This is a genomic window from Aequoribacter sp. (assembly GCF_965659035.1).
Classification (GTDB): Bacteria; Pseudomonadota; Gammaproteobacteria; order Pseudomonadales; family Halieaceae; genus Aequoribacter.
Genome location: NZ_CBFHWH010000187.1, coordinates 1 through 1,158, shown reverse-complemented (window position 1 = coordinate 1,158; position 1,158 = coordinate 1). Strand labels below are relative to the sequence as shown.

Annotated in this window: 1 protein-coding gene; it reads right to left on the bottom strand. The window is 49.1% G+C overall.

Translation table 11 applies throughout. The annotated features are described in order from the left end of the window. Positions 1-48 precede the first annotated feature (48 nt). Positions 49-855 (bottom strand): putative RNA methyltransferase, encoded by an 807-nt coding sequence (locus ACTF5Z_RS12275; protein WP_438985884.1) that lies wholly within the window; start codon positions 853-855, stop codon positions 49-51. Positions 856-1,158 lie beyond the last annotated feature (303 nt).

The window sequence follows — 1,158 nt, the reverse complement described above, 5'->3', positions numbered from 1 at the left end:
AAGCAATTGACTGGTACTGCATTGGTAAAGTCCTGTTGTTATGTTGGGTTAGGGTAGTTTTTTAAATAATCGCCACTCAAACGCCATAGTGACAACTATCTGATTTCGTTGCAGCAGTAAAACGCGTTTCTCCCGATGGCCCTTGTGGGAAAAGGGTGTTGCAGCGATGAGGTGTTTGAGTTGATCATTATTCAAATCAAAAGGGTAGTGACATTGGCCTTGCTGTACAAGATCAAATCCGTTCAACGCGACTCGATGCGGGGCATGCGGTGTGGGTTCATCATAAAGTGCTTCGCGAAGCTCCCACAAGTGGTTCGGAGACGGACCGACCTCTAGGTAGTGGCCGTCACTTGATAGTATGCGATGGAGTTCCGCGTCGTCAGAAGGTGCAAAGATTCGGGTGGCTATCCCGACTGAAGCCGATTCAACCGGTATTCGAAAAGCGCTGGCAACCGTGTATTGAATGGTCGTGTTTTGCTTGGCTGCAGTTTTGACCGCCGCTTTGGATATATCGATGCCGAAGTAGTGATGTGACGGCATACGCTCTTGAAAATAACGGGAGTAATAGCCTTCACCACAGCCGATATCGAGTGCACTCGTTGGGGTCTGGATATGTTCACGAATTACATCGTATAAGGTTGCCGCCAATGGTTCGTAGATGCCGGCTTCATGAATGGCTCGGCGCGCTTGAATCATATCGGCGCTGTCACCCGCCATCTTGCTTTGGCCTTTGGCTGGCAAGAGTAGGTTTATGTAGCCTTCTTTAGCGATATCGAATGTGTGTCGGTTTTCACATATCCATGTAGACGCCGACTTGTGCAGTGACAGAGCACAGTTGGGACAATTAAAAATCATGCGTTCTTCGATACTCCGGAGTATATCGCCCATTGTTGACGGGGTGACTTTTCGATACAAGTCACAATTTCAAGGTAGAGGGAATCGGCCCTGACGGATTATCTGGATCATTCGTATCGACTGTGCGCCGAACCCCAATATCCATGGGGGAAAACAGCGATGAGTTTATCGCGGCAATTTACAGCGTGCGAACCCAGATGTTTCGAAAATAAACCGTGTTGCGGTGATCTTGCAAGCGGACCGGAGCGCATCCATGGGCCTTGTAACTCGGTTGACCTATGAATACGGTCGGGCCCTGAAGTT

Coding starts and splice junctions, on each gene's coding strand:
- ACTF5Z_RS12275 (WP_438985884.1), bottom strand. CDS start 855: ATGATTTTTAATTGTCCCAACTGTGCTCTGTCACTGCACAAGTCGGCG.